Origin of the sequence: Streptomyces pactum (assembly GCF_002005225.1) — a bacterium.
GTDB classification, from domain to species: domain Bacteria; phylum Actinomycetota; class Actinomycetes; order Streptomycetales; family Streptomycetaceae; genus Streptomyces; species Streptomyces pactum_A.
Map to the genome: position 1 here is coordinate 6,109,982 of NZ_CP019724.1, position 21,340 is coordinate 6,131,321.

The 21,340-nt window shown below is 71.3% G+C and carries 20 protein-coding genes and 1 pseudogene; 12 read left to right on the forward strand and 9 right to left on the reverse strand.

The window, feature by feature from the left end:
• The first annotated feature begins 41 nt into the window (after positions 1-41).
• Together B1H29_RS26110 and B1H29_RS26115 are read left to right on the forward strand one after the other, a co-directional pair.
• Positions 42-1,094 carry an endonuclease/exonuclease/phosphatase family protein gene (locus B1H29_RS26110; RefSeq protein WP_055416618.1) on the forward strand — a complete coding sequence of 351 codons (1,053 nt, stop codon included), beginning with the start codon at positions 42-44 and terminating at the stop codon, positions 1,092-1,094.
• A 133-nt stretch (positions 1,095-1,227) separates the two neighbouring features.
• Entirely contained in the window at positions 1,228-2,454 is a 1,227-nt protein-coding gene (locus B1H29_RS26115) for an MFS transporter (RefSeq protein WP_055416617.1), read from the forward strand.
• A 34-nt stretch (positions 2,455-2,488) separates the two neighbouring features.
• Here the strand turns inward: B1H29_RS26115 and B1H29_RS26120 are convergent, their stop codons facing one another.
• Positions 2,489-2,758: a hypothetical protein gene (locus B1H29_RS26120; RefSeq protein WP_055416616.1), complete on the reverse strand. Its 270-nt coding sequence runs from the start codon at positions 2,756-2,758 to the stop codon at positions 2,489-2,491.
• A 269-nt stretch (positions 2,759-3,027) separates the two neighbouring features.
• Between B1H29_RS26120 and B1H29_RS26125 the strand changes: the two are divergent.
• Both B1H29_RS26125 and B1H29_RS26130 read left to right on the forward strand, forming a co-directional pair.
• Positions 3,028-3,881: pseudogene (locus tag B1H29_RS26125) on the forward strand (helix-turn-helix domain-containing protein).
• Positions 3,878-4,087, forward strand: a complete 210-nt coding sequence (locus tag B1H29_RS26130) for a DUF397 domain-containing protein (protein WP_055416615.1) — start codon at positions 3,878-3,880, stop codon at positions 4,085-4,087. Before B1H29_RS26125 ends, B1H29_RS26130 begins: the two are co-directional and overlap by 4 nt.
• Before the next feature lie 48 nt (positions 4,088-4,135).
• Here the strand turns inward: B1H29_RS26130 and B1H29_RS26135 are convergent, their stop codons facing one another.
• Together B1H29_RS26135 and glnA are read right to left on the reverse strand one after the other, a co-directional pair.
• Complete coding sequence (locus B1H29_RS26135) at positions 4,136-4,369, reverse strand: hypothetical protein (protein WP_055416614.1); 234 nt, start codon at positions 4,367-4,369, stop codon at positions 4,136-4,138.
• Positions 4,370-4,822: 453 nt separating this feature from the next.
• Positions 4,823-6,184 carry a type I glutamate--ammonia ligase gene (gene glnA, locus B1H29_RS26140; RefSeq protein ID WP_055416613.1) on the reverse strand — a complete coding sequence of 454 codons (1,362 nt, stop codon included), beginning with the start codon at positions 6,182-6,184 and terminating at the stop codon, positions 4,823-4,825.
• 274 nt (positions 6,185-6,458) lie between these two features.
• On the opposite strand from glnA, the gene B1H29_RS26145 reads away from it, so the two are divergent.
• From B1H29_RS26145 to B1H29_RS26155, 3 genes are all read left to right on the forward strand, one after another.
• Positions 6,459-7,127 (forward strand): DUF3105 domain-containing protein, encoded by a 669-nt coding sequence (locus B1H29_RS26145; protein WP_055416612.1) that lies wholly within the window; start codon positions 6,459-6,461, stop codon positions 7,125-7,127.
• Positions 7,124-7,750 (forward strand): DUF305 domain-containing protein, encoded by a 627-nt coding sequence (locus tag B1H29_RS26150; protein WP_055416611.1) that lies wholly within the window; start codon positions 7,124-7,126, stop codon positions 7,748-7,750. The genes B1H29_RS26145 and B1H29_RS26150 overlap by 4 nt, the downstream gene beginning before the upstream one ends.
• Before the next feature lie 65 nt (positions 7,751-7,815).
• Positions 7,816-9,570: an NAD+ synthase gene (locus tag B1H29_RS26155; RefSeq protein ID WP_055416610.1), complete on the forward strand. Its 1,755-nt coding sequence runs from the start codon at positions 7,816-7,818 to the stop codon at positions 9,568-9,570.
• Positions 9,571-9,585: 15 nt separating this feature from the next.
• On the opposite strand, the gene B1H29_RS26160 is transcribed toward B1H29_RS26155, so the two are convergent.
• From B1H29_RS26160 to B1H29_RS26170, 3 genes are all read right to left on the reverse strand, one after another.
• Positions 9,586-10,035 (reverse strand): VOC family protein, encoded by a 450-nt coding sequence (locus B1H29_RS26160; protein ID WP_055416609.1) that lies wholly within the window; start codon positions 10,033-10,035, stop codon positions 9,586-9,588.
• Between the two features lie 113 nt (positions 10,036-10,148).
• The gene (locus B1H29_RS26165) at positions 10,149-10,403 is read right to left on the reverse strand and encodes a Txe/YoeB family addiction module toxin (protein ID WP_055416608.1); all 255 of its coding nucleotides are present in this window, start codon (positions 10,401-10,403) and stop codon (positions 10,149-10,151) included.
• Complete coding sequence (locus B1H29_RS26170; RefSeq protein ID WP_055416607.1) at positions 10,400-10,663, reverse strand: type II toxin-antitoxin system Phd/YefM family antitoxin; 264 nt, start codon at positions 10,661-10,663, stop codon at positions 10,400-10,402. The genes B1H29_RS26165 and B1H29_RS26170 overlap by 4 nt, the downstream gene beginning before the upstream one ends.
• Before the next feature lie 195 nt (positions 10,664-10,858).
• Between B1H29_RS26170 and B1H29_RS26180 the strand changes: the two genes are divergently transcribed.
• A complete protein-coding gene (locus tag B1H29_RS26180; RefSeq protein WP_055416606.1) occupies positions 10,859-13,867 on the forward strand; it encodes a bifunctional [glutamine synthetase] adenylyltransferase/[glutamine synthetase]-adenylyl-L-tyrosine phosphorylase in 3,009 nt (1,002 codons plus the stop codon).
• 133 nt (positions 13,868-14,000) lie between these two features.
• On the opposite strand, the gene B1H29_RS26185 is transcribed toward B1H29_RS26180, so the two are convergent.
• Complete coding sequence (locus B1H29_RS26185) at positions 14,001-14,894, reverse strand: NADP-dependent oxidoreductase (RefSeq protein ID WP_055416605.1); 894 nt, start codon at positions 14,892-14,894, stop codon at positions 14,001-14,003.
• A gap of 71 nt (positions 14,895-14,965) precedes the next feature.
• Between B1H29_RS26185 and B1H29_RS26190 the strand changes: the two genes are divergently transcribed.
• Positions 14,966-15,553 carry a TetR/AcrR family transcriptional regulator gene (locus B1H29_RS26190; protein ID WP_055416604.1) on the forward strand — a complete coding sequence of 196 codons (588 nt, stop codon included), beginning with the start codon at positions 14,966-14,968 and terminating at the stop codon, positions 15,551-15,553.
• Here B1H29_RS26190 and B1H29_RS26195 read toward each other — a convergent pair.
• Positions 15,528-16,439, reverse strand: coding sequence for a phosphatase PAP2 family protein (locus B1H29_RS26195; protein ID WP_234392945.1), 912 nt, complete (start codon positions 16,437-16,439; stop codon positions 15,528-15,530). The two genes, B1H29_RS26190 and B1H29_RS26195, sit on opposite strands and share 26 nt — an antisense overlap.
• A gap of 87 nt (positions 16,440-16,526) precedes the next feature.
• Entirely contained in the window at positions 16,527-17,561 is a 1,035-nt protein-coding gene (locus B1H29_RS26200; protein WP_055416603.1) for a LacI family DNA-binding transcriptional regulator, read from the reverse strand.
• A gap of 388 nt (positions 17,562-17,949) precedes the next feature.
• On the opposite strand from B1H29_RS26200, the gene B1H29_RS26205 reads away from it, so the two are divergent.
• From B1H29_RS26205 to B1H29_RS26215, 3 genes are all read left to right on the forward strand, one after another.
• Positions 17,950-19,221: an extracellular solute-binding protein gene (locus tag B1H29_RS26205; protein WP_055416602.1), complete on the forward strand. Its 1,272-nt coding sequence runs from the start codon at positions 17,950-17,952 to the stop codon at positions 19,219-19,221.
• Between the two features lie 125 nt (positions 19,222-19,346).
• Entirely contained in the window at positions 19,347-20,351 is a 1,005-nt protein-coding gene (locus tag B1H29_RS26210) for a carbohydrate ABC transporter permease (RefSeq protein ID WP_055416601.1), read from the forward strand.
• A gap of 13 nt (positions 20,352-20,364) precedes the next feature.
• Positions 20,365-21,276 carry a sugar ABC transporter permease gene (locus B1H29_RS26215; RefSeq protein WP_055416600.1) on the forward strand — a complete coding sequence of 304 codons (912 nt, stop codon included), beginning with the start codon at positions 20,365-20,367 and terminating at the stop codon, positions 21,274-21,276.
• Positions 21,277-21,340: the final 64 nt, after the last annotated feature.

Here is a 21,340-nt window from a genome sequence, read left to right on the forward strand (position 1 = left end):
GGGGGGCGACGGTGTTGCACGGCGGGTAGTGAGGCGACGGTATGGCGCAGCAGGCGTACATGACGGAGACGGACAACGGCGGCTCGGGGCCCGAGCGCCGAGAGCCCCGGCTTCGGCGCCTGCTCGCCCGGGTGGTCACCGGCTGGCGCGGCGACCCGCGGATCTGGCGCCGGGGCCTGGTCACCGCCGCGGTGGCCGTGGTCCTGGCCGTCGTCATGGCGGGTCACTCGCGCATCCCGAACGCCATCGGCAACCTCGGCAGCCTCACGGAGACGTTCCTGCCGTGGTTCGGCCTGCTGGTCCCGGTACTCCTGGTGATCGCCCTCGCCCGCAAGTCGGCGACGGCGCTGATCGCGCTCCTGCTGCCGGTGTCCGTGTGGTTCAACCTCTTCGGCGGCCTGCTCTTCGACAAGACCGGCACCGGCGGCGACCTCACGGTGGCCACGCACAACGTCAACGCCGACAACGCCGACCCGGCCGGCACCGCCCGCGCCGTGGCCGCCGCCGGCGCGGACGTGCTGGCCCTGGAGGAGCTGAAGGCGTCCGCCGTACCGACGTACGAGAAGGCGCTGGAGTCGAAGTACCGCCACCACGCGGTCGTCGGCACCGTCGGGCTGTGGAGCAAGTACCCGATGAGCGACGTGCAGGCCGTCGACATCCGGCTGGGCTGGAAGCGGGCGATGCGCGCCACGGTCGCCACCCCCTCCGGGCCGGTCGCGGTGTACGTCGCCCACCTGCCCTCCGTACGGGTCAAGCTGGAGGCGGGGTTCACCGCGCGGCAGCGGGACAAGAGCGCCGAGGCCCTCGGCGAGGTCATCGCCGACGAGAAGCTGCCCCGCAAGATCCTGCTCGGCGACCTCAACGGCACCATGAACGACCGCGCGCTCACCGCGATCACCTCCCAGATGCGCTCCCCGCAGGGCGCCGTGGGCGACGGCTTCGGGTTTAGCTGGCCGGCGTCCTTCCCGATGGCCCGCATCGACCAGATCCTGGTCAGCGGCGTCGAACCGACGACCAGTTGGACGCTCCCGGCGACCGGCAGCGACCACCTTCCGATCGCCGCGCGTGTGAAGGTCGACACAACCGCCTCCTGAGATTCGTCGGCGGAATACTCGCCCTGAGAGGCTTTGTTCCGTACGGGAACATAGGCGTTCCGGAAGTACGGGCGCCGGAAGTACAGACGTACGTCCCGTACGCACCTCCCGCTCTCGAAAGGCGAGACCCTTCATGCCCCTGGCCCTGCTCGCCCTTGCCGTGGGCGCCTTCGGCATCGGTACGACCGAGTTCGTGATGATGGGCCTGCTGCCCGAGGTCGCGGACGACCTGCACATCTCGATCCCCGCCGCCGGCCACCTGGTCTCGGCCTACGCGCTGGGCGTGGTCATCGGCGCCCCGCTGCTCGCGGCGGCGACCGCGCGGATGTCCCGTCGCACGGTCCTCGTCGCCCTGATGGCACTGTTCGTGCTCGGCAACGCCCTGTCGGCGGTGGCCCCCGGCGAGGTCTCCCTGCTCGCCGCCCGCTTCGTCAGCGGCCTGCCGCACGGCGCCTTCTTCGGCGTCGGCGCCGTGGTCGCCACCGGCATGGTGGCGCCGGAACGCAGGGCGCGCTCCGTCTCCCTGATGTTCCTCGGCCTGACCGTCGCCAACATCGTCGGCGTGCCCGCGGCCACGGCCATGGGCCAGCAGTTCGGCTGGCGGGCGACGTTCCTCGGCGTGAGCGCGATCGGCGTCGCGGCGATAGCGGCGCTGGTCGCGCTGATCCCGCGCGATGACGCCCCGGCCCCCGCCACGGGCCTGCGCGGCGAGCTGGCCGCCCTGCGTTCCCTGCCCGTCTGGCTGGCGCTCGGCACGACGGTCGCGGGCTTCGGGGCGCTCTTCGCCGCCTACAGCTACATCACGCCGATGCTCACGGACGCCGCCGGCTTCGCCGAGGCCGGCGTGACGCTGCTGCTCGCGCTCTTCGGCGTCGGCGCCACCGCGGGCAACCTGCTGGGCGGGCGGCTGGCCGACCACTCCCTGCGCGGCACCCTCTTCGGCGGCCTCGCCTCGCTGGTCGCGGTCCTCGCCCTCTTCCCGCTCCTGATGCGCACGGAGGTCAGCGCGGCCGTCGCGGTGGCCCTCCTGGGCATGGCCGCCTTCGTCACCGGCTCCCCGCTCCAGCTCATGGTCATGGAGAAGGCCTCGGCGGCCCCCTCCCTCGCCTCCTCCGCCAACCAGGCCGCCTTCAACCTCGCCAACGCCGGCGGCGCCTGGATCGGCGGCCTCGCCCTCGCGGCGGGCTTCGGCGCCACGTCCCCGGCGACGGCGGGCGCGGGGCTGGCGGTGCTCGGCCTGGCGGTCGCGGGCGCGGCGTACGCCGTGGACCGGCGGCGGGGCGCCGTCGCTGTGGCGGGCGGGCGCGAGCGTGTGGTCGCGACGTATGTGCCGGAGGGGGCGGAGGCGGTACGGCGGTGACGGGCCGGGCAGCCGAGGCCTCGCTCCGTTCCCTTCAGCACCGGTCCTTCAGCACCTCGTAGAAGTCGTCGGCGAACTCCTCGTTCGTCCGGTCCGACCGATGCGCGGGGACGTTGATCGGCTGCTGCGGATCGTGTGCGTCGTACGCGGCGCAGTACCCCCGGCGTTCCGCCGCGCCGCTCTCGTACCAGGCGGCTTCCGCCGGGGACCGGGTCGGGTTGCCGGTCCCCGGCTCCTCCAGTGTGCATCCGGCGAGTAGAGCGGCCGACGACAGCGCTGCGACGGCGACCGGTGCGCGTTTCATACGTTCTCCGTAAGTTGTTGGGCGGCCCGGGAGGGCCGGGCCACTGTAGTGGAGCGGGGATCCGGAGACGTCGCCCCCTCCGGCGCCCACCGTCGCGTCGTACCCGGCACCGCGGCGCCCTGCTGTGGACCCACGCCGAGCCGGCCATGACCTCGCGGCTGGCCCATCACTCGTTGGCGTGCGCGGAGTCCCGTTTCCCGTCCACGGGCACAGGGCGCCCTCTACCGTGTGGCCCCTCGCGATACGACGCGTACGGCGAAGGGATGCGGATGTCGTTGAACGGCGGGACGGAAGAGCCGGGTTGGGAGGTCGACCCGGACGACGAGTGGGGTGTGGCCGTCCTCACCACCGTGGGGAGGCAGTTGAAGCTGCGGCGCGAGACGGTGGGGATGCGGGCGGCCGAGTTCGGTACGGCGGTGGGCTACGGGGAGGACCTGGTCTACAAGGTCGAGGGCGGGAAGCGGATTCCGCGGCGGGAGTACCTGGAGCGGGCCGACGAGGTGCTGGGGGCGGGTGGGCTGCTGACGGCGATGTGGGAGGACGTCGCGAGGGTCCGGTACCCGAAGCGCGTCCGGGAACTGGCGAAGCTGGAGGCCGGTGCGGTCGAGATCGGGTTGTAAGCACCCACAACGTCCACGGTCTGCTGCAGACCGAGGCTCACATGCGCGCGTTGTTCGATGCGTGGCTGCCCGCCTACACGGAGGAGGAGACCGAACGCATGGTTGCCGCGCGGCTGGCCCGCCGCTCGGTCTTCGAGCGGTCGCCGGCACCGACCCTCAGTTTCGTCCAGGAGGAAGCGACGCTCCGCCGACCGGTCGGGGGCAGAATGGTGTGGCGCAGGCAGCTCGAACGTCTGTTGGAGCTGGGGGAGTTGCGGCACGTGTCGATTCAGGTGATGCCGACCGACTGTGAGGAGCACGTCGGAACGGGCGGGCTGGTCGAGGTGCTCAAGTTCCCCGACGGCACAGCGGTGGGGCGTTCCGAGGGGGCGTTCGCCGGGCGGCCGGTGACCGATCCGAAGCAGCTCAGAATCCTTGAACTGCGCTATGGCATGATCCGGGCCCAGGCTCTCACGCCCCGAGAGTCGCGGGCCGTCATCGAGCAGATGCTTGGAGAGTCATGATCCGCATCCCCGCAACCCCGGACGCTCCCGCCCTGGCGTGGTTCAGGAGCAGCTACAGCAGCAGCGGAGACGGCAACGACTGCGTCGAGGTCGCGATAACCCCCGCCATCGTCCGCGTCCGCGACTCCAAGCGTCCCCGGCGCGCCCGCCTCGCCGTCACGCGGGCGGCGTGGTCGGCGTTCGTGGCCGACGCCCGGCACGGGTGAGCCCCGGACGCGACGGTCCGGGGCTCGGGCACGTTACGGTCGCGCGCCTCAGACCATGGTCGTGTGCGCGTGGCCCTGCGCCGCGGTGCCGCCGAGGGTCGCCGAGGCGCCCAGACCGGCGGTGACGGAGAGCGGGCCGGCCTCCGTGTGGAGGCCGCCACCGACGGCGCTGCCGGCGGTCACGACGGCCGTACCGGCGTCGACGCCGATGTTGCCGCCGGACACCTGGTCCAGGTCCGCGTCGGAGATTTCAGCCGTTTCGACCTGGGGGACGAGGTTCATGACAGGTCTTTCCTTTCGTGCGAACGAAATGGGAGCGGTGAGACACGCACACGGATCCGGAGTTGGGGGGGTCCGGAACCGATCACCGGCGTGCCGCGCACCGATCAAAGCACGCTGGTGAACGGCCGACCATCCGCGCGCTGTCGGAGGTCGGCTCCCGGCGTCCGCACGTCCATCAGTGTGCGAATGCGGTCAGGGAAAAAGCCCGCGTCTTCACGCTACCCACCAGTAAGGGAGTCCTCCCGGGGCCGCCACGCGCGCGGTCGGCCCGGTCTGCCTCCACTCCGCCCTCTCCGTGCGACCGTGCGATGAACAGTGTGCGGGTCCGAGGGATTTTCGGGGCCGGTTCCCGGCCGGATCCCGGCTCAGGGGGAGTAACACGCGAGGGGGCCGGCAGTCGGTCGACCGCCGGCCCCCTCGGCCACGACGGCGGGACGCGCCCGCCGGCCGTCTTCACAGCACCGGCAGCGACTTCCGCAGCTCGAACGCCGTCACCTGGGAGCGGTACTCCTCCCACTCCTGGCGCTTGTTGCGCAGGAAGAAGTCGAAGACGTGCTCGCCGAGGGTCTCGGCGACCAGGTCGCTGCGTTCCATCAGGGCGAGGGCCTCGCCGAGGTTCTGGGGGAGGGGCTCGATGCCCAGCGCGCGGCGTTCCGAGTCGGACAGGGCCCAGACGTCGTCCTCGGCGCCCGGCGGGAGTTCGTAACCCTCCTCGATGCCCTTGAGGCCGGCGGCCAGGAGGACGGCGTAGGTCAGGTACGGGTTGGCGCCGGAGTCGATGGAGCGGACCTCGACGCGGGCCGAGCCGGTCTTGCCGGGCTTGTACATGGGGACGCGGACCAGGGCCGAGCGGTTGTTGTGGCCCCAGCAGATGTAGGACGGGGCCTCGCCGCCGGCGCCGGCGGTGCGCTCGCTGCCGCCCCAGATGCGCTTGTAGCTGTTCACCCACTGGTTGGTGACCGCCGAGATCTCCGCCGCGTGCCGCAGCAGGCCCGCGATGAAGGAGCGGCCGACCTTGGAGAGCTGGTACTCGGCGCCGGACTCGTAGAAGGCGTTGCGGTCGCCCTCGAAGAGGGACAGGTGCGAGTGCATGCCCGAGCCGGGGTACTCCGAGAAGGGCTTCGGCATGAAGGTGGCCTGGAGGCCCTGCTCCAGTGCGACCTGCTTCATGACCAGGCGGAACGTCATGATGTTGTCGGCCGTGGAGAGCGCGTCCGCGTAGCGCAGGTCGATCTCCTGCTGGCCCGGGGCGCCCTCGTGGTGGGAGAACTCCACCGAGATGCCCATCGACTCCAGCATCGTGATGGCCTGGCGGCGGAAGTCCATGCCGATGTTCTGCGGGGTGTGGTCGAAGTAGCCGGAGTTGTCGGCGGGGGTGGGGACCGTGCCGTCGACGGGCTTGTCCTTCAGCAGGAAGAACTCGATCTCCGGGTGGGTGTAGAAGGTGAAGCCGAGGTCCGAGGTGCGGGCCAGGGCGCGCTTGAGGACGTAGCGCGGGTCGGCGAAGGACGGGGAGCCGTCCGGCATCAGGATGTCGCAGAACATGCGGGCCGTACCGGGGGCCTCCGCGCGCCAGGGCAGGACCTGGAAGGTCGACGGGTCCGGCTTGGCGATCATGTCCGACTCGTAGACCCGGGCGAAGCCCTCGATCGCGGAGCCGTCGAAACCGATGCCCTCGTCGAAGGCCTGCTCCAGCTCGGCCGGGGCCACGGCGACGGACTTGAGGAAGCCCAGTACGTCCGTGAACCACAGGCGTACGAACCGGATGTCGCGCTCCTCCAGCGTCCGGATCACGAACTCCTGCTGCTTGTCCATCTTCCGCTTCCCCATCCTTGCTGGTCAGGCCGTCTGTCTCCGGTACGGCGGGAGGCGGCCCCGCACCCGACATCACACCACGGCACGGTTTCGTACGCGTTGCGGACCTCGATCGGCCCTCCGGCCCTCCCCGCAGCGTAGAGGCCACCTGTTCGATCGGGCCATTCCTGGGGTCCCGCGGCGACAGATCCTGTGATCACCCTACGAATCAGCCCTCCTCCGCCATTACGATCAGCGGACTTCACCGCCCCCCTTTCCCAGAAGGGCACACCCCATGGGTTCCGCCAAGAAGAGCAGCAACACGGCGCGACAGGCACGCATAGCCGAGATGCGGCGCGCCGAGGAGGCCCGCGACCGCCGGAACCGGATCCTCACCATCGCGGTCAGCGCCGTGGTCGTCGCCGGTCTGGCCGTCGGCGGGGTGGTCCTCGTCCGGTCGCAGTCCGACGACTCCTCCGGCGACACCGCCTCCGACGGCAAGACCTCCGGCAAGTTCGTCGCCGGGAAGGACGGGGTGCGGAAGTGGGAGGGGACACTGTCCCGCAACCACGTCACCGAAGAGGTGTCCTACCCGGTCGACCCGCCGGTCGGCGGCGACCACGACCAGGTCTGGATGAACTGCGACGGCGACGTCTACACCAAGCCGCTGAAGAACAGGAACGCCGTGCACTCGCTGGAGCACGGCGCCGTCTGGGTGACGTACTCCGGCAAGGCCCCCGAGGCCGACGTGGAGAAGCTGGCGGAGAAGGTGAGGAAGACGCCGTACACGCTGATGAGCCCGGACGACGAGCAGAAGGACCCGATCATGCTCACCGCCTGGGGGCACCAGCGCACGGTGACCGGCGCCGACGACCCGAACGTGGACAAGTTCTTCGAGAAGTTCGTGCAGGGCGAGCAGACCCCCGAGCCGGGGGCCGCCTGCACCAACGGACTGTCGCAGTGACACCGAGGCGGGCCGGCTGGATCGCGGGGGCCGCCGCCGCGGCCCTCGTCGCCGCCGGCGCCATCACCTACGCCGGCGCCGGGGACGACGGCGCGGGCCGCGTCCCGACCGCCGACTCCGCGGACGCCGGTTTCGCGCGGGACATGTCGGTGCACCACCAGCAGGCCGTGGAGATGTCGTACCTCGTGCGCGACCGCACGAAGGACGAGGAAGTGCGAAGGCTCGCGTACGACATCGCGCAGACCCAGGCCAACCAGCGCGGCATGATGATCGGCTGGCTCGACCTGTGGGGGCTGCCGAAGGTGTCGTCCGACCCGCCGATGACCTGGATGGGGATGGGCGACACGCCCTCCGCGGGTGAGGGCTCGCTGATGCCGGGGATGGCCACCGACGCCGAGATGGAGCAACTGGCCACGCTCGACGGGAAGCGGGCGGAGGTCTACTACCTCCAGCTCATGACCGAGCACCACCGGGGCGGTGTCCACATGGCCCAGGGGTGCGCGGACAAGTGCGCGGTCGGCGTGGAGAAGCGGCTGGCCCAGGGGATGGTGGAGTCGCAGGAGTCGGAGATCCGGCTGATGACGGACCTGCTGAAGGAGCGGGGCGCGAAGCCGCGGACGTGAGCCGGGCAGCGGTGCGGGGCCCCGCACGCCCCCCATCGTGTCGTTCTGACGATTACACTGCCCGCGTGCCTCAACTACGACTCGCCCTGAACCAGATCGACTCGTGCGTCGGCGACATCGCCTCGAACGCGGAGTCCGTCGTCCGCTGGACCCGGTACTCGGCCGAGCGGGGAGCGCACCTGGTGGCGTTCCCCGAGATGGTGCTGACCGGGTACCCCGTCGAGGACCTGGCCCTGAGGCCGTCCTTCGTGGAGGCGTCCCGCGCGGCCCTGCGCTCGCTCGCGGCGCGCCTGGCGGAGGAGGGCTTCGGCACGCTGCCGGTGGTCGTCGGCTACCTCGACCGCTCCGCGACCGCCCAGCCCAGGTACGGCCAGCCGGCCGGTGCCCCGCAGAACGCGGCGGCCGTGCTGTACGGCGGCGAGGTGGCGCTGAGCTTCGCCAAGCACCACCTGCCCAACTACGGCGTCTTCGACGAGTTCCGCTACTTCGTACCCGGCGACACCCTGCCGGTGGTGCGGGTGCGCGGCGTGGACGTGGCGCTGGCCATCTGCGAGGACCTGTGGCAGGACGGCGGCCGGGTGCCGGCCGCGCGCGCGGCACGGGCCGGGCTGCTGCTCTCCGTCAACGCCTCGCCGTACGAGCGCGACAAGGACGACACCCGGCTGGAGCTGGTGCGGGGACGCGCCCGGGAGGCCGGCTGCACGACCGCCTACCTCGCGATGACCGGAGGGCAGGACGAGCTGGTCTTCGACGGCGACTCGATCGTGGTCGACCGGGACGGGGCGGTCGTGGCGCGGGCGCCGCAGTTCTCCGAGGGCTGCGTGGTCGTCGACCTGGACCTGCCGGCCGCCGACCCGGACGCACCGGCGGGCGTGGTGGACGACGGGCTGCGCATCGACCGGGTCGTGCTGTCCGGGGAGCCGGTGCCGGCGTACCCGCCGGAGCTGTCCGGCGGGTACGCGGAGCGGCTGGAGGACGACGAGGAGGTCTATTCGGCACTGGTCGTCGGGCTGCGGGCGTACGTCGCGAAGAACGGCTTCCGCTCGGTGCTGATCGGACTGTCCGGCGGCATCGACTCCGCGCTGGTCGCGGCGATCGCCTGCGACGCGCTCGGCGCGGAGAACGTGTACGGCGTCTCGATGCCGTCGAAGTACTCCTCCGAGCACTCCAGGGACGACGCGGCGGAGCTGGCGCGGCGTACCGGGCTGAACTACCGCACCGTGGCGATCGAGCCGATGTTCGACGCGTACACGGGGTCGCTGGACCTGACCGGGCTGGCGGAGGAGAACCTCCAGTCCCGGCTGCGCGGGACGCTGCTGATGGCGATCTCCAACCAGGAGGGCCACCTCGTGCTCGCGCCCGGCAACAAGTCGGAGCTGGCGGTGGGCTACTCGACGCTGTACGGCGACTCGGTGGGCGCGTACGGGCCCGTCAAGGACGTGTACAAGACGTCCGTCTTCCGCCTCGCCGAGTGGCGCAACCGCGCGGCCGCGGCCCGTGGCCAGACCCCGCCGATCCCCGAGAACTCGATCACCAAGCCGCCGAGCGCCGAGCTGCGCCCGGGCCAGGTCGACACGGACTCGCTGCCGGACTACCCGGTGCTGGACGCGATCCTCGAGCTGTACGTCGACCGGGACCGGGGCGCGGACGAGATCGTGGCCGCCGGGTACGACCGCGACCTGGTGACCAGGACGCTGCGCATGGTCGACACCGCGGAGTACAAGCGGCGCCAGTACCCGCCGGGCACCAAGATCTCACCGAAGGGCTTCGGCAAGGACCGCCGGCTCCCGATCACCAACCGGTGGCGGGAGACCGGCTGACCCCGCCGGGCCGGGTCAGCCCTGGCCCTGCCGCTTCTGGTCCGCCAGCAGTCGGTGCAGCGGCTCGGTCGCCCGGCGGCGGTACTCCTGGACCGCCCAGCCGTTGCCGTCCGGGTCCTTGAAGTACATGAACGTGGCGCCGTCGTCCGGCGTGTACCGCACCGGCTCGGAGACCTCCAGGCCGCGCCCCACCAGCTCCGCGTGGGCCGCCTCGATGTCGGCGACGCACAACTGCAGCCCCTGGTACGAGCCGGGGGCCGGCGGGGTCTGGCCCCCCATGTCCCAGATGGCCTCGCCGAGGGCGATCGAGCAGCCGGAGCCGGGCGGCGTGAGCTGGACGATGCGCATCCCCGGCATGACCTCCTGGTCGATGTCGACGTGGAAGCCGACCTTGTCCCGGTAGAAGTCCCGGGACCGGTCGAGGTCGGTCACGGGCAGCGGGATCACTTCGAGCGTGAAGTCCATGGCATGGCTCCTTCGACGTCCTTGTCGAGCACGATGTCGCGATGTCGGTTCAGTCGGTGGTGGTGCCGCTCGGTCCGTAGGGGTGCTGCTCGGTCAGTAGTGGTGCCGCTTGATCAGTAGTGGTAGCGCGCCTGCACGATGACCAGCACGTCATCGGCGGGCTTGTACACCAGACGGTGTGTGTCGTCGATGCGACGCGACCAGTAACCCGACAGGTCGCCCTTCAGCGGCTCCGGCTTGCCGATGCCCTTGAACGGGTCACGTGTGATGTCGGTGATCAGTCTGTTGATCCGCTTGGTCACCTTCCGGTCGCTCTCGGCCCAGTGGACGTAGTCCTCCCAGCCGTGCGACGTGAAAGTGATCCTCACGTGCGCTCCGCGTCCGGATCGATGAGCTCGCGCCGGCGCGCGGCGCCGGACTCGGCCTCGGCGATGGAGTCGAGCAGGCGGCGGGCGTTCTTGGGGGAGCGCAGGAGGTGGACCGTCTCCGTCCAGGCCGTGAAGTCCTCCTCGGACATGAGCACGGCGTTTCCCCTGCGGGAGGTGATGTGCACCGGGGCGTGGTCCTCGTTGACCTGCTCTATCAGCGGGAACAGGTTCTGACGGGCTTCGCTGGCGGTGATGGACATACCAATGCCTCCCTTCGCGGCTTGTACAAGATATCGTACGAGTGCGCAGCGGGCCACCGGACAGCGGGCCCGAGGCCGGGACCGGGACGGCCCGAGGCCGGGACCGGCACCGGTACGTCCCAGCGCTCGCGCGCGGCTCCCCGGTTACGCTCGGGCCGTACGACCTTGATCCCACAGGTCCGACAGGAGGCCGAGATGACGGCGCCGGGGCGCAGGAGCAGTACCTTCACGCGGCTGCTGCGGCACGGCTTCACGGATCCCTCGGCCGCCGAGCGGCTGCTGGACGGCGTGGAGCTGGCACCGGTGCGCAACGACCCGGTGCTGCTGGAGGCGTTGGGCGCCACCGCCGACCCGGACCTCGCCCTGCACGGCCTGGTCCGGCTCCTGGAGGCGCAGCCGGACCCCACCGCACGCAGGGAGCTGCTGGACACCCTGATAGCGTCCAAGCCGCTGCGCGACCGCCTCCTCGGTGTGCTCGGCGCCTCCGAGGCGCTCGCCGACCACCTCGCCCGGCACGCCGGGGACTGGCAGGCCCTGGTCACCTACGAGCCGCGGGACCTGCACCGCGGGGTGGCGGAGTTCGAGTACGGCCTCGCCGAGGCCACCGACCCGGTCTCCCTGCGCGTCGCCTACCGGCGCTGCCTGCTGTCCATCGCCGCCCGTGACGTGTGCGGCACCATCGACGTCGCCGAGACCGCCGCCGAGCTGGCCGACCTCGCCACCGCCACCCTGCGCGCCGCCCTCGCCCTCGCCGAGGCCGCCGCGCCCGAGGACGCCGCGCGGTGCCGGCTCGCGGTGATCGCGATGGGCAAGTGCGGCGGACACGAGCTGAACTACGTCTCCGACGTGGACGTGATCTTCGTGGGCGAACCCGCGGAAGGCACCGGGGGCACCGACGACGAGGCCAGAGCGATGCGGGCCGCGACCGCGCTCGCCTCGCACCTGATGCGGATCTGCTCCGAGACCACCGTCGAGGGCTCCATCTGGCCCGTCGACGCCAACCTCCGCCCCGAGGGCCGCAACGGCCCGCTGGTGCGCACCCTCAGCAGCCATCTCGCCTACTACCAGCGGTGGGCCAAGACCTGGGAGTTCCAGGCGCTGCTCAAGGCCCGCCCGGTGGCCGGCGACCCCGGGCTCGGCGCCGAGTACGTCGCCGCCCTCCAGCCCCTGGTGTGGCAGGCCGCCGACCGGGAGAACTTCGTCCCGGACGTGCAGAAGATGCGCCGCAGGGTGGTGGAGACCATCCCCGTCGCCGAGGTCGACCGGCAGCTCAAGCTCGGCCCGGGGGGCCTGCGGGACGTCGAGTTCGCCGTGCAGCTCCTCCAGCTCGTGCACGGCCGCTCCGACACCTCCCTGCACAGCGGTACGACGCTGGACGCGCTGGAGGCCCTAGCCGCGGGCGGGTACGTGGGCCGCGCGGACGCCGCCCAGCTCGACGAGGCGTACCGCTTCCTGCGCTCCATGGAGCACCGCATCCAGCTCCACCGGCTGCGGCGCACCCACCTCGTGCCCGAGGAGGAGGCCGACCTGCGCCGCCTCGGCCGCTCCCTCGGCCTGCGCACCGACCCGGTCGCCGGGCTGCTGCGCGCCTGGAGGCGGCACGCCTCCGTCGTACGCCGGCTGCACGAGAAGCTGTTCTACCGGCCGCTGCTCGACGCCGTGGCCCAACTGGCGCCCGGCGAGGCCCGGCTGAGCGCCGAGGCGGCGCGGGAGCGGATGGTCGCCCTCGGGTACGCCGACCCGGCCGCCGCGCTGCGGCACCTGGAGGCGCTGGCGTCCGGCGTCACCCGCAAGGCGGCCATCCAGCGGACCCTGCTGCCGGTGCTGCTCGGCTGGTTCGCCGACTCCGCCGACCCGGACACCGGCCTGCTCAACTTCCGCAAGGTCTCCGACGCGCTCGGCCAGACGCCCTGGTACCTGCGGCTGCTGCGGGACGAGGGCGCGGCGGCCGAGAACCTCGCCCGCGTGCTCTCCGCCGGGCGGCTCGCCCCCGACCTGCTGATGCGGGCGCCCGAGGCCGTCGCGCTGCTCGGGGACGGCAACGCCGGAGGGCTGGCGCCGCGCGGGCGGCTCCAGTTGGAGCAGGAGATACTGGCCGCGGTCCGCCGCGCCGACGGAGCGGTGCAGGCGGTGACGGCGGCACGCGGGGTCCGGCGCCGGGAGCTGTTCCGTACGGCCGCCGCGGACATCGTCGGTTCCTACGGCACCGAGGCGCAGCCCGTCGAGGCCGACCAGGGCGCCCTGGTGGACCTGGTCGGCGGTGCCGTGTCCGACCTGACGGCGGCGACCCTGGCCGGGACGCTGCGGGCCGTCGTGCGGGAAGGCTGGGGCGACACGCTGCCGACCCGGTTCGCGATCATCGGCATGGGCCGGTTCGGCGGGCACGAGCTGGGCTACGGCTCGGACGCGGACGTGCTGTTCGTGCACGAGCCGCGGGACGGAGCCGGCGAGCGGGAGGCGGCGGACGCGGCGGGCAGGGTCGTCTCCGAGATGCGCCGCCTGCTCCAGGTCTCCAGCGCCGACCCGCCCCTCCTCATCGACGCCGACCTGCGGCCCGAGGGCAAGTCCGGCCCGCTGGTGCGGACCCTGAAGTCGTACGAGGCCTACTACCGGCGCTGGTCGCTGGTGTGGGAGCGGCACGCGCTGCTGCGGGCCGAGTTCGTCGCCGGCGACGCGGACCTCGGGCGCCGGTTCGTCGAGCTGGTCGACCCCCTGCGGTACCCGGCGGACGGGCTCGGGGAGGACGCCGTACGGGAGATCCGGCGGCTCAAGGCCCGGATGGAGTCCGAGCGGCTGCCGCGCGGCGCCGACCCCAAGCTGCACGCCAAGCTGGGGCCGGGCGGGCTGTCCGACGTGGAGTGGACCGTGCAGTTGCTCCAGTTGCGGCACGGGCACACGGAGCGGGGGCTGCGGACCACCCGGACGCGGCAGGCCCTGTCCGCCGCCTGCGCCGCCGGGCTCATCTCGGCGGAGAACGCCGGGACGCTCGACGAGGCGTGGGTCCTCGCGACGCGCGTCCGCAACGCGGTGATGCTGGTACGCGGCCGGGCCGCCGACACCTTCCCGACCGACCCCCGCGAGCTGGCGGCGGTGGGCCGCTACCTGGGCCACGGACCCGGCCACGCGGGCGACATGCTCGACGAGTACCGCCGCACGGCCCGCCGGGCCCGGGCGGTGGTGGAGGACCTGTTCTACGCCTCCTGAGGTCCGGTCCGGCACGTCCCGCCCGCCCCGCGAGGGACGGCGGGATGTGCCGGACCGGACCCACGGCGGGACGTGCCGGACCGGACCCGCTCCGGTGCCCGCCGCCGGGCCGTGCGGCCGGGTGGGCGAGGGCTCAGACGACCAGGACCCGGCGCCCGCGCGTGTGACCGGCCTGGCTGTCGATGTGCGCCGCGGCGGCCTCGGCGAGCGGGTACGACTTCTCGACCGGGATGTGGAGCCTTCCCCGTGAGATGAGGGCGACGGCCTCGGCGAGCGCGTCCGGCACGCTCCCGGCCACGCCGGAGAACCGGACACCGTACTCCGGCGCGGCGAGGTCGGCGATGGACACCACCTTGTCCGGGTCCCCCGTCAGCCCGACCAGTTCGCGGATCACGCCCGAGCCGGCCAGATCGAGAGCCGCGTCGACCCGGCCGAGCCGCCGCACCCGTTCGACCCAGCCCTCGCCGTACGTCGTGGCGAGGGCGCCCAGGCTCCGCAGATAGTCCTGGTTCGCGGCCCCGGCCGTGCCGATCACCGTGATGCCGCGGTCGCGGGCGATCTGCAACACCGCCGATCCGACACCCCCGGACGCGCCGCTGACCAGCAGGGTCTGCCCGGACCGCACGCCGGTCTCGCGGATGACGCGCAGTGCGGTCTCCACCACCGAGGGGTATCCGGCGGCCTCTTCGAACGTCAGCCCCTCGGGCATCCGGGCCCAGGCGTCCAGCACGGCGAACTCGGCATAGGTGCTCGAGCCCTCGCCGAACACCCGGTCGCCGACCTCGACGCCTTCGACGCCCTCGCCGACCTCGTCCACCACACCCGCCGCGTCCAGCCCGACTCCGGCGGGCAACTCGATCGGATGGGCCTTGAGCATCTGGCCCTCGCGGACCCTCCAGTCGACGGGGTTCACACCCGCCGCGCGCACGGCGACGCGTATCCGGCCGGGGCCCGCGTGGGGCTCCTCGGCCTCTGTGAGTCGCAGGACGTCCGGACCGCCGAACTCGGCGAAGATCACTTTCTTCATGCCGCCGACCGTAGCGCTAACGGTTAGCTTAAAGCAACCGTTACGCCTTCGCATTTGGTAGTGTCAGAGGCATGACCGTGCCGACCGGGCGCAGGGAGCGCAAGAAGGCCGCGACCCGCCAGAAGATCGCCGACGCCGCCCTGCGGCTGTTCCTGGAACGCGGCTACGACGCGGTGGGCATCAGGGACGTGGCCGCCGAGGCCGACGTGGCCGTCACCACGCTCTTCTCCCACTTCGCCTCGAAAGAGGCCCTGGTGTTCGAGCAGGACCGGGACTTCGAGCGACGCCTCACGCAGGCGGTCACCGGCCGGGCGCCGGACGAGTCGCTCGTCCCGGCGCTGCGCCGCGAGGTCCTGGCCCTGGTGCGGCACTGCACGGCGGACGGCGCCGCCCCGATCCGGCGCATGATCGACGGATCGCCCGCCCTGCGGGAGTACGAGGAGTCGATGAGGCTGCGCCACGCGGAGTCGCTGGCGGCGGTCATCGCCGCCGATCCCGGCCTGTCACGGAGCACGACGGTGTGCCGGACGATCGCGAGGTTCGCGATCGACGCCTATGCGCTGGCCCGGGAGGCGCCCGATCCGGAGGCGGCGCTGGACGAGATCTTCCGGATGATCGAGGCGGCCTGGGAGGTCACCCGCGCTCCTCGGGCGACCTGAACGACCGTCCCCGCACGCCGGACGGGGTCGGTGCCACGCCCGCGTGGGCGACCGGTTCCCACCGCGTCGCCACCGTCCGCGGCAACGCGTGCGGCAGCCGCCCGTACCAGGCGGCCGCCACCATGTACCCGAACCCGAGACACAGCACCCCGCCCACCGCGTCCAGCCAGAAGTGGTTGGCGGTGGCGACGATCACGACCAGCGTGAGCGCCGGATACGCCAGCCCCAGCACCCGCACCCACGGCACCGAGGCCAGCGCGAAGATCGTCAGCCCGCACCACACCGACCACCCGATGTGCATCGACGGCATCGCCGCGTACTGGTTGGACATGTTCTTCAGGTCGCCGGACGCCATCGAACCCCACGTCTCGTGGACCATCACCGTGTCGATGAAGTGCCCGCCGTTCATCAGGCGGGGCGGGGCGAGCGGATACAGGTAGTAACCGGCCAGGGCGACGCCCGTCGTGGCGAACAGCACGAGCCGGGTCGCCGAGTACCGCCCGGGATGACTGCGGTACAGCCACACCAGCACACTCAGGGTCACCACGAAGTGCAGCGTGGCGTAGTAGTAGTTCATGCCGACGACCAGCCAAGTCACCGAGTTCACGGCGTGATTGACGGCCTGCTCGACGGCGATGCCGAGCTGCTGCTCGACGCGCCAGATCCAGTCGGCGTTGCGCAGCGCCTGCGCCCGCTGCTCCGGTACCGCGTTCCGGACGAGGGAGTACGTCCAGTAACTGACGGCGATCAGCAGGATCTCGAACCACAGCCGGGGTCGGCGCGGGGCGCGGAGCCGGCGCAGCGCACCCCGCCCCGTCTCCTCCGTGACGGGGTGCGGAACGGCCTCTTCCAGGCGTTCCGTGGTCCTCACGGTCGCGTCACCCATAGGTATGAAGTCTGCCAGAAAAGCACTCTCCCACCGATCATCCCCCCGTCGGATCCGGGCCGCATCCGCCCGCCTCGGGGGCCGGGATCAGGTCCGGTTGCGCTCGCCCGGCGCCGACGCCGTAGAGCCGCGCACCACCAGCTCCGGCATGAACACGAACTCGCTGTGCGGCGCGGGCGTCCCGCCGATCTCCTCCAGCAGGGTGCGCACCGCCGCCTGCCCCATCGCCGGGACCGGCTTGCGGACGGTCGTCAGCGGCGGGTCGGTGAAGGCGATCAGCGGCGAGTCGTCGAAGCCGACGACCGAGAAGTCCTTGGGTACCTCCAGGCCGCGCTGGCGGGCCGCCCGTATCGCGCCCAGCGCCATCATGTCGCTGGCGCAGACCACCGCCGTGCAGTCGCGCTCGATGAGCGCGGTGGCCGCCGCCTGGCCCCCCTCCAGGGTGTAGAGCGAGTGCTGGACGAGTTCCGTCTCCACGGTCTCGGCACTCAGCTCCAGTTGGTCCTGGACGGTGCGGACGAAGCCCTCGATCTTGCGCTGCACCGGCACGAACCGCTTGGGGCCGAGGGCCAGCCCGATGCGGGTGTGCCCCAGCGAGACGAGGTGTGTGACGGCGAGGCTCATCGCGGCGCGGTCGTCGGGGGAGATGAACGGCGCCTGCACCTTGGACGAGAAACCGTCGACGAGGACGAACGGCACGCCCTGTGCGCGCAGCCGTTCGTAGCGCTGCATGTCGGCGGTGGTGTCGGCGTGCAGACCGGAGACGTAGATGATGCCGGCGACCCCGCGGTCGACCAGCATCTCCGTCAGCTCGTCCTCCGTGGAACCGCCCGGGGTCTGGGTGGCGAGGACCGGCGTGTAGCCCTGGCGCGTCAGCGCCTGGCCGATGACCTGGGCCAGCGCCGGGAATATCGGGTTCTCCAGCTCCGGGGTGATCAGACCCACCAGGCCCTCGCTGCGCTGCCGCAGCCTGACGGGGCGCTCGTAGCCCAGCACGTCGAGAGCGGCGAGAACGGACTGGCGGGTGGTGGCGGCGACGCCCGGCTTCCCGTTGAGGACGCGGCTGACGGTCGCTTCGCTCACCCCCGCCTGGGCAGCGATGTCGGCAAGCCGTGTGGTCACAGGGGTGGACTGTACCTGTCGGCCGCCGCCTTGCACACCGATCGGGCGCCGTGGGCGGCCTGTTGGACGGCCCGTCGGACGCCCCGGCGCGGGCTGCTGCGTCATCGCGCTCCCTCAGGAAGTGGTGGCAAGAGCTTGCAGAGTCTTGCACAACCGGCCCGATACCGCTCGACCCCGTAAACAAGCGTCTCATGACGGTCGCCAGGAGGTCACGCCCGGATAACTTCGGAGATCTCTTGCACTTTTTTGCTGCAAGACCTTTCGCCGGGCTTACAGCGCTGTTACGTTCACGTCGCCCGACGGCGGCAACGACGCGGTCGGCAGCGGCAGGAGCGGCGGACGGGCCCGCACCCTGCACCACACGGGCTTTCACCCTCAAGGAGAACTCATGCGGCGTGGCATAGCGGCCACCGCGCTGGTGGCGTCCCTCGCTCTCGCGGCGACGGCGTGCGGCGGGGACGGCGACAGCGACAGCGAGTCGGGCGGACCGGTCACCATCACGTACTGGGACACCTCGAACGCGACCAACGAGTCGCCGACCTACAAGGCCCTGGTCAAGGAGTTCGAGGCCGCCAACAAGGGCATCAAGGTCAACTTCGTCAACGTCCCCTTCGACCAGGCGCAGAACAAGTTCGACACCGCCGCCGGTTCCAAGGGCGCCCCCGACGTGCTGCGCGCCGAGGTCGGCTGGACCCCCGCCTTCGCCAAGAAGGGCTTCTTCCTGCCGCTGGACGGCACCGAGGCCCTCGCCGACCAGGACGAGTTCCAGCCCAACCTGATCGAGCAGGCCAAGTACGAGGGCAAGACCTACGGCGTCCCGCTGGTCACCGACACCCTCGCCTTCGTCTACAACAAGGAACTGTTCGAGAAGGCCGGCGTCGAGGTTCCCAAGACCTGGGACGACCTGAAGAAGGCCGCCGCCACCATCAAGGACAAGACCGGCGTCGACGGCTACTGGGCCTCCACGGCCGGCTACTACGCGCAGCCGTTCCTCTACGGCGAGGGCACCGACACGGTCGACGCCGACGCCAAGAAGATCACCGTCAACTCGCCCGAGGCGAAGAAGGCGTACGGCACCTGGCTGAGCCTGTTCGAGGGCGAGGGCCTGCACAAGGCCGACGTCACCGCCGACGCCTACGCCCACATCCAGGAGGCGTTCGTCAGCGGCAAGGTCGCCTCGATCATCCAGGGGCCGTGGGAGATCACCAACTTCTACAAGGGCTCCGCCTTCAAGGACAAGAGCAACCTCGGCATCGCCACCGTCCCGGCCGGCTCCACCGGCAAGGCGGGCGCCCCGACCGGCGGCCACAACCTGTCGGTGTACGCCGGCTCGGACAAGGCCCACCAGGAGGCGTCGCTGAAGTTCGTGAAGTTCATGACCTCGGCGAAGTCCCAGGAGACCATCGCCCTGAAGAACTCCACGCTGCCGACGCGCGACGACGCCTACACCGACGAGGTCAAGGCCGACCCGGGCATCGCCGGCTTCCAGACGGTCCTGCCCGCCGCCCAGCCGCGCCCCGCCCTGCCGGAGTACAGCTCCCTGTGGACCCCGCTCGACGACGAGCTGCCGCAGATCGCCGGCGGCAAGCAGTCCCTGGACGAGGGTCTGAGCGACGCCGAGACGGCGATCGCCAAGCTGGTGCCGGACTTCAGCAAGTGACTCCGGGTGGCCGCCGGGTCCCCCGCTGTGGGGGGAGGGGACCCGGCGGCCACCGGCCTGCGCGCCGCACCCCTTGATCGTCCCGCACGTCCCGCTCGTCCAGATGCTCCCGAAGGTGTCGAACCATGACAGTCGCCATCGACCGCGCGACCGGCAAGCGCCGCGGTGACCGCACCCCGCGGCCCGGCCTTGGCCGGCGTCTGAAAGACGGCTACCAGAAGCACTGGTACGCCTACGCCATGATCGCGCCGGTGGCCGTCGTGATCGGCGTCCTCGTGCTGTACCCGCTGGGGTACGGCCTCTACCTCACCCTCACCGACGCCAACAGCCTCAACACCGGGCGCACCATCGGCGTCAACGAGATCGAGGCCACCTACGAGTTCATCGGCCTGGACAACTACGCCGACATCCTGTGGGGCCCGACCGCCTACGACCGCTTCTGGTCGCACTTCATCTGGACCATCGTGTGGACGGCGGTCTGCGTCGGCCTGCACTTCTTCATCGGCCTCGGCCTCGCCCTGCTGCTCAACCAGAACCTGCGCGGCCGCACCTTCTACCGGCTGATCCTGGTCCTGCCGTGGGCCGTGCCCACCTTCGTCACCGTCTTCGGCTGGCGCTTCATGCTCGCCGACGCCGGCATCGTCAACTCGGCCCTGGACTGGCTGCACCTGCCGACCCCCGCGTGGCTCGAGGACACCTTCTGGCAGCGGTTCTCCGCGATCATGGTCAACACCTGGTGCGGCGTGCCGTTCATGATGGTCTCGCTCCTCGGCGGCCTGCAGTCCATCGACAACAGCCTCTACGAGGCCGCCGAGATGGACGGCGCGAACGCCTGGCAGCGGTTCCGCTTCGTCACCCTGCCCGGCCTCAGGTCCGTCAGCTCCACCGTCGTCCTGCTCGGCATCATCTGGACCTTCAACCAGTTCGCCGTGATCTTCCTGCTGTTCGGCAACACCGCTCCCGACGCGCAGATCCTCGTCACCTGGGCGTACCACCTGGGCTTCGGGCAGCAACCACGCGACTTCGCGCAGTCCGCGGCCTACGGCATCCTGCTGCTGGCCATCCTGATCGTCTTCACCTCCTTCTACCGCCGCTGGCTGAACCGCAATGAGCAGCAGCTCGCGAACTGAGGCAGGAGCCGCCATGAGTACCACCACCGCGCCGACCAAGGCCCCGGCCGAGCAGGTCACCGCGTCCACCGCGCCGCCCCGCCGGGTGCGTGGCCGCGGCGAACGCGGCCGCGCCGCGTCCCTCGCCTCCCACGGCGTCCTGACCGTCGCGAGCCTCATCGCGCTCTTCCCCGTCGCCTGGCTGGTCTACCTCTCCCTCGGCCCGGACAAGAACGACTACCTGCACCCCGAGCGCATCTGGTCGAAGATGACCTTCGACAACTACGCGTTCGTGCTCCAGCACACGCAGTTCTTCGACTGGCTGAAGAGTTCGCTGATCGTCTCGCTGGGCACCACGGTCATCGGCGTCATGGTCGCCGCGACCACCGGTTACGCGGTCTCGCGGATGCGCTTCCCGGGCTACCGCAAGCTCATGTGGGTACTCCTGGTCACCCAGATGTTCCCCATCGCCGTGCTGATCGTGCCGATGTACCAGATCCTGTCCGAGCTCCAGCTCGTCGACAGCTACCTCGGTCTGATCCTCGTCTACTGCTCGACCGCGGTGCCGTACTGCGCGTGGCTGCTCAAGGGCTACTTCGACACCATCCCGTTCGAGATCGACGAGGCGGGCCGCGTCGACGGGCTGAACCCCTTCGGCACCTTCTTCCGGCTGATCCTGCCGCTCGCCCGGCCGGGCCTCGCGGTGGCCGGCTTCTACAGCTTCATCACCGCGTTCGGCGAGGTCGCCTTCGCCTCGACGTTCATGCTGAGCGACACGAAGTACACCTTCGCGGTCGGTCTGCAGAGCTTCGTCAGCGAACACGACGCGCAGCGCCATCTGATGGCCGCCACCGCCGTGCTCGTCGCGATACCCGTCTCCGCGTTCTTCTACCTCGTGCAGAAGAACCTGGTCACCGGCCTGACCGCCGGCGGCACCAAGGGCTGACGCCCGACGGGGGAAAACGTCCGGCCGCGGTGCCCATCCGACCCCGCCGCACCGCGGCCGGCCG